Consider the following 6,437-nt stretch of genomic DNA (forward strand, 5'->3'; position numbering starts at 1 on the left):
CCGCCTGCAGCCCCTGGCCGGATCCGTCGGGGGCGGCTGCCGGGGTCGGCGTCTTCCGCGGCTGGGTGAAGCTGGGGAAGACGCCGTCGCGGCTGTTGCCCTCGCTGCCCCAGGTGTAGACATGCCCATCCGGGCTGATGGCCGCCGAGTCGTAGGCGCCGGCGCTCACCTGGACGGCCTTGAACGGCTGGCTTGTGTCGTTCGGGTCCGGCACGGGCTGCGGCTTGGAACGCTCGACGGTGGTGCCGTCGCCCAGCTGGCCGTGGTCGTTGGCCCCCCAGCTGTAGACGATGCCGTCGCTGCCGACGGCCAGCACATGGAAGCCCCCCGCCACGGCCTGCGTGTAGGTGAACCCGGAATCCACGCCGTCCGGCAAGGGGATTTTAACCGGCTTGTTCTGCTTGGTTGTGTTGCCGATGCCCAGCTGCCCGTGCTGGTTGCTGCCCCAGGCGTAGGCGTTCCCGTCGCTGGCCACGCCCACGGAGAAGCCCGCCGCATCACTCATCTGGTAGCCGCCGGCGCTGACCTGGCTGAAGCGGACGCCTCTATTGGCCTTGGGCGGGGTGATGGTCGCCTGCTGGCCGCCCAGCACGTTGCCCTTGTCTGGGCTGATCGACCAGCCGCCGGTGTCCGCAGGACTCCAATGCGCGACCAGGGTGATGTCAGCGGTGACCGGCTGGCTGAAATCATACGCCACATCGGATTTGCCATTGGCATCCTTGAGGAACCAACCATCAAACAGGAAGCCGTCCTTGGACGGGCTGCTGGTCGGGCGTGTGGCCTGCTGGCCTTCGGTGATCCGCTGCTGGCCTGGGGTCTGCTTGCCGCCGGCGCTGTCGAAGGTGACCGTGTAGGGGTTGATGTAGGTGTAGGTAAGGTGCGCGTCGGGCTGCTGGCCGTTCCTGCTCCAGGAGACGGCCACGTCGGTCTTGCCTCCTGCATGCGGGGGCGTGGAGACGCTCCAGGTGCCATCCTTGTTGTCCGTCAGGCTCGTGCCCGCTATCGCGCCGAACTTGACGCCGGTCGGCGTGGGGGACTCGGGGAACTTGACCATGCCGGGTTGGCCGTCGAAGTTGCTGCTAGTGTCGCGTCCCAGCTGGCGGCTGCTGTTGTCTCCCCAGCTGTAGAGGTTGCCGTCCGACCCCAGGGCCAGGGAGGAGTCCCCACTATAGGCGCCTGGCGCGCTGGCTTGGGTGATTGTGATGCCGCTCGGCATGGTCACTTTGCCTGGCGTGCCGTCTTGCGTGCCGCTGGTGACGCGTCCCAGCTGGCCGTAGGTGTTGTCTCCCCAGCTGTAGAGGTTGCCGTCCGATCCCAGGGCCAGGGAATGATCGCCGCCTGCGATGACCTGGGTGAATCCTCTGACGCCTGCAGGCAGGTTCACTTTGCGCGGCGTGCCGTCCTTCGTCCCGCTGGCGCTGCGTCCCAGCTGGCCGTTGGTGTTGTCTCCCCAGCTGTAGACGTTGCCGTCCGATCCCAGAGCCAGGGAATGCTTATATCCTGCGCTGACCTGGGTGAATTTCGTGCCGTCTGTTGGCATGATCACTTTGCGTGGCGTGCCGTCCCATATGTCTAGAGAAGTGTCGCGTCCCAGCTGGCCGTAGTAGTTGTATCCCCAGCTGTAGAGGTTGCCGTCCGTTCCCAGGGCCAGGGAATGATCGTTACCTGCTTTGAACTGAGTGAATTTCGTGCCGTCTGCCGGCATGATGACTTTGCTCGGCGTGGTATGTGGATCGCTATCGTTAGTGCCGTTGCCCAGCTGGGCGGTCATGTTCTCTCCCCAGCTGTAGAGGTTGCCGTCTGACCCCAGGGCCAGGGAGTAGTTCCATCCTGTGCTGAACTGGGTAAATTTTGGGACCCCTGTTGGCAGGTTCACTTTGCTTAGCGCGTTGCTATAAGTAGTGGTGCCGTTGCCTAGCTGACCCCAGGTGTTGCTTCCCCAGCTGTAGAGGTTGCCGTCCGATCCCATGGCCAGAAAGAAGCCTAGTCCTGCGCCGAACTGGGTCAAGCGGACGCCTGTCGGCGGGGTGACGAGGCCCGGCCTTTTATCGGTGGGGCTTCCCCATTTATAGAGGTTGCCGTCGGAGCCCAGGGCCAGGACCAAGTTTGTTCCTGTTTCGATGTGGCTGAAGCGTATGTCGGATGTGGTGGGCATGGTCAGGGTGATCCTGGTGCCTCCGGCTGCTGGCCCGGAGGCGGGTTTGAGGCTCCAGGAGCTGGTTATCCTGGTCCATTTGGCGGTCAGGGTGATGCTGCCGGTGACGGGCTGGCTGAAGTCGTAGGCGGTGTTGCCGGTGAACCATCCGTCGAACAGGTAGCCGTCCCTGACCGGGTCCTTGTCGGGCCTGGAGGCCTGTCCGCCGCCGGGGACGCTCTGGGAGGGTGTGCGGGTTTTGCCTTCGGGGTCGTTGAAGGTGACGGTGTAGGCTGCGCGTGTCTGGGGCTGGCTGTCGGCCGTCTTGCTTTGGATGCCGGTGTCGCTTGGCTTCTTGGGCGCGGCCTGGGCGCTGGTGAGGGGGGATTCGGTGTCCAGGGGCGAGGGCGAGGGCAGCCGCGACTGGGGGCCGGCCGGACTGGCCGGTAGGGTTGGTGCATTGGCTGATGGGTCCGCCGGTTGGTCTGCCGCCGTCTGCTCCAGCATGGTCGGTTGGGGCTCGCTGGATTCGCCGGAGGCTGTGTCGGCCGTGGCTAAGCCGCCCATGATCAGACTGGCGGGAAAGATGATAGCCAGCAGGACACCAACCATAGTTGTCGACCGGCCGCGTGCGGACTTATGCCGAAACGTAATATGCATAATCCCTTCCCAAATAAATGTAGTTCAATGACGAAATTCCCCACGTTTCTGATGAACTACGTACCGGGAACAGCCCCGGCGTATGAAATAATGCTATCACCTGCATATCTTTGGGCCAACTCGAATGTCAATAGTGGGTTTCGCTCTTTTTTCTTCCTAATATCGTAAAAAAATTCATTGAGCCGACCAGCCTGATGTAGCCCATACGGAAGGCGGTCCGATGAAATACTGGTGAATCCATGTCGGTTATGCTATTGTTGATTGTCGTTCTTAGCCGGTTTGGTTATTGCCTTTAGCATCGTATAAGGCTCCGGCCCTATAGGCTTGTGGGTGATTCTGTCATTCGTGTTGCTAGCGCTCGTCTTTTTGGCGTGCGAACTCATTTGCCAATTTTGGGTCGCACGCGGTCACATATTTGGACGCTGCGGAAGTTTGATCGCATATAACAAAACCTCTGCTTTTTAATCAGAGGCATAAGGTTGAGGTGGGGTGGCTAACGCGGCTCGAACGCGCGACCTCCTGAACCACAATCAGGTGCTCTACCGACTGAGCTATAGCCACCATGGTGAACCGACCCGCGTCGCGGATCAGTGCAACAGATGAAACTATACACGATGGTATGACATGGCACGCCGGTGAAGTGTTAACCATAAGGGCCCTGCTTTGCCTTTGGGCCCTTAGTTTATGACTATGGTCTCTACATGAAAGGTTTCCAGCACCACCAGAGTCTGGTCATCGACGGTGAAGTCCGGATCGCCCAGAGCCTGTCGCATATTCTCTGAGGTCCAGAAGGACTCATGAGCCTCGCGCCACTCCGCAAGACTTTTATAGCCTTCTCCCTCGTTCAGAACATGCTGCCATGTGACCACGCCCAGTCGGATCACGCTCACCGACGCATATCTAAGGACGGCAACTGGCTCGTTATCTGAGTTCACCAGAATCGTTCGTCGGCCGGAGGAGGGGAGTGGTTCATGATCGTGGATGAACTCTGCCATCAGGCTGGTCGTAGCAGTTTTACGCCCATCCAAAATTGCTTCCACCAGGCGATCACGTTCTGGACCAGGGAAAGCGAATTCATCCTTGGGAAGATTCCCAACATCTCGGGCTTTGATTGTCGGTATTTGTCTATTTGCCATAGTCGATGCGAGTATCTTGCCTATTAGGTTCTTTGTCGTCGAGCGCTTTTCTAATGGGCTGGTAGGCCTTGACCAGATCAGCCAGACTCATAGCGGCATTGGCGGGGCTGGTGGACGGTAGATTGATCATCGTCAGTCGATGCCCTTTCTCCTGCAGGTTCGGCAGGCAGTAGCGACGGTAAAGCTGGCCGGCCTTGCGTCCTGTAGTGAATATCGTGTCGATGGGCGCACGGTCCAGCAAGCCGGCGATGTCGGTAGGCACTACATTGGTGATTGAAGCGTCGGAGGCACCGTGGATGTCGCATTCCTGAATGACATCCCAGAGTGCAATGCAGTGGTTGAGGGCGAACCGTGCGCGGTCATCCGGATCAGGCTCCGGAACAGGCTGGTCGAAGAGCGCGGCCAGTACGGGCCAAAAGCGGTTGCGCGGAAACATGTAGTAGAAGCCAGCCTCGCGCGAACTCGGGCTGGGCATGGATCCAAGGATCAACACACGGGATCGGTCATTCCAGACAGGCCCGAATCCGTGGGTGACATGTGTGGTCGAAGCTGCAGTCATGCGCCGAACAGGCTAGTCAGAGAAGCAGTCATCACGTCAGCCTGCGCAATCACCAGAATGAAAACCAACAGGCTGGTTGCGCATTCAACCAGGCCCACATACAGAATGGGAATGCGGCGCCGACGAGAGATGGCAGGCAGCAGGGCCGCACGCACCAGCAGAACTAGGGCCGTCAACAGGGGCCACCATCCTGCGGTGCGTACCATGGCGATTCCCATCAGGCAGAGGGCCAGGTTCCAAGCCAGCGAAAGCAGGTAGCACCAGGTCTTGCCGCGCTCGCGGATCATGGTTTTAACGAAGATGACCGACCCGAACTGGGTCACAGCGAAGACAGCCGCGCTGACCACTCCGAGCGACGGCAGGGCGGCGCTTGGGAAAAATCCGCTGGCGAAGCAGTCCACAGCAGGATTCGGCTGGCATCCGAAGTAGCCGGCGTTGGCGCCTTCCAGTCCTGGTCCAGGCTTCTGGAATCGCGACCCTAGGGAGACGGCAATCAGGCAGAGAGTGCAGGCCGCGATCACGACTACCGTATCGTTCCACCAGGAGCGTTCCGTGCGCATCCAGGCGGCTGCAAAATTCAACACGCCCAACACCAGGTAGAGCGGGGCCCATCGCAGGAGCCCAGGGGTGCCGACCAACAGGATCAGCCCAGTCACAGCCATGAGCAGGGCATATCCCAAAGCTGGTGGCGCGAATCTGGCAGCTCGGTGCGAAACCATCCACCGCGAGCCGGTGAATTCAAAGCAGTAGCAGAAAGCCCAAGCGACCATGAGCAGCAGGCTCCTCCAGGTCGGGCCTCCAACCAGCAGCCCAGCCAGGCCAGGCATCAAGGCCATGGCCCAGCCGCCTATTTGGTCGGGTATCCATAAACGCCGCCACTGTCGTCCCTTGGACCCTGGTCCCGTCGGTTTTGCTGATTTGCGGGCTTGAGGGCTCGGTTTGCTGCCGCTTGATCCGGCTGCCTTGCCCCTGTCTGCGTCTGTATGCATACTCATCAGCCTACGCCCCTGTATGGCTGTCACTGCCTCTTCCGTAATGCCGATTCGGTCAATATCATGGTCGAAGAAGGCAAGAATCACATGGGTCCCTGGTTTCAGGAGGCAGATGATGGGTCAGGTGGATATCAAACGCGTATACGAGCAGGCCGGTGACGAAGACGGGGTCCGCATCCTGGTCGATAGGCTCTGGCCACGCGGCGTCAGCAAGGAGCGGGCAGCCCTGTCCGGCTGGCTCAAGGATGTTGCACCCAGTCCGGACCTGAGGCGCTGGTGGCACCATGATCCTGACCGCTTCGAGGACTTCGCCCGTCGCTACCGTACCGAGCTGGACGACAACCCCGCCTTGGAGGATCTGCTGAGCATCGTGCGCGAACACGATCGGACGACACTGGTCTATGCGGCCAAGGATCCAGCAGTCAACCATGCCCTGATTCTGCGCGACTACGTCCGCCAGGCTCTTGACAAGGAAGACAATTAGACGCCGGCATTGATGTTTCTGGCGTCTATATTTACTGATCCAGATATGTTTTCCGATACCTATGTGTGCATATATGTGTGAATCCGTTATAGGTGGGTACCTCATTGTAGGTGTCTGTAAAATATAAGGTATGTGCAAGGGCCTTCCCATTAACGGATCCGGTGCGTAATCGCAGTAGGCAAAGCCTAGAGCATACTTCCAAGTGGTAGACGTGGCCATGTCTGCCCCGGTGATATACTTTCCATCGTGTGTGCCGGCAGCACGCCTTATGTCACAGGTGAGCTTGTCGGGATATCCCCGAATCCGAAGAATGCAGGCAGCAATGCCCTGCAGGAGGATCAGGGGCCATCGGGCCGGTGGACAGTGGCTGATCTCTCCTCCTAGGAGCGACTGCAGCTGCGGTGCGGCGGTCTCGCAGTGCAAACGAAGACAAGTTCATCGAAGGAATCGGAGAGAGTCAGTTGCCAACAAT

5 protein-coding genes and 1 tRNA gene are annotated in these 6,437 nt (G+C 59.8%); 1 reads left to right on the plus strand and 5 read right to left on the minus strand.

What is annotated here, in order from left to right; all coding sequences use genetic code 11:
• From AC0AP0_RS07445 to AC0AP0_RS07465, 5 genes are all read right to left on the minus strand, one after another.
• Positions 1 to 2,794, minus strand: a 2,794-nt coding sequence (locus tag AC0AP0_RS07445; protein ID WP_490429963.1) for an RCC1 domain-containing protein, incomplete at its 3' end; no start/stop codon positions are given.
• Between the two features lie 485 nt (positions 2,795 to 3,279).
• Positions 3,280 to 3,355 (minus strand) — tRNA-His (locus tag AC0AP0_RS07450).
• 116 nt (positions 3,356 to 3,471) lie between these two features.
• The gene (locus AC0AP0_RS07455) at positions 3,472 to 3,930 is read right to left on the minus strand and encodes an ASCH domain-containing protein (protein ID WP_490429965.1); all 459 of its coding nucleotides are present in this window, start codon (positions 3,928 to 3,930) and stop codon (positions 3,472 to 3,474) included.
• Entirely contained in the window at positions 3,920 to 4,489 is a 570-nt protein-coding gene (locus AC0AP0_RS07460; RefSeq protein ID WP_490429967.1) for a DNA-deoxyinosine glycosylase, read from the minus strand. The genes AC0AP0_RS07455 and AC0AP0_RS07460 overlap by 11 nt, the downstream gene beginning before the upstream one ends.
• Entirely contained in the window at positions 4,486 to 5,484 is a 999-nt protein-coding gene (locus tag AC0AP0_RS07465; protein WP_490429969.1) for a YwiC-like family protein, read from the minus strand. The genes AC0AP0_RS07460 and AC0AP0_RS07465 overlap by 4 nt, the downstream gene beginning before the upstream one ends.
• A gap of 112 nt (positions 5,485 to 5,596) precedes the next feature.
• Here AC0AP0_RS07465 and AC0AP0_RS07470 point away from each other — a divergent pair, with 112 nt between their 5' ends.
• On the plus strand, positions 5,597 to 5,965 hold the full coding sequence (locus tag AC0AP0_RS07470; protein WP_110413312.1) for a DUF488 domain-containing protein: 369 nt from the start codon (positions 5,597 to 5,599) through the stop codon (positions 5,963 to 5,965).
• Positions 5,966 to 6,437: the final 472 nt, after the last annotated feature.

The organism is Bifidobacterium sp. POST2/T3 (B1), assembly GCF_058197115.1.

Bases quoted from the DNA above. Each gene is read 5' to 3' on its own strand.
- AC0AP0_RS07470 (WP_110413312.1), top strand. From the start codon at position 5,597: ATGGGTCAGGTGGATATCAAACGCGTATACGAGCAGGCCGGTGACGAA.
- AC0AP0_RS07465 (WP_490429969.1), bottom strand. From the start codon at position 5,484: ATGAGTATGCATACAGACGCAGACAGGGGCAAGGCAGCCGGATCAAGC.
- AC0AP0_RS07460 (WP_490429967.1), bottom strand. From the start codon at position 4,489: ATGACTGCAGCTTCGACCACACATGTCACCCACGGATTCGGGCCTGTC.
- AC0AP0_RS07455 (WP_490429965.1), bottom strand. From the start codon at position 3,930: ATGGCAAATAGACAAATACCGACAATCAAAGCCCGAGATGTTGGGAAT.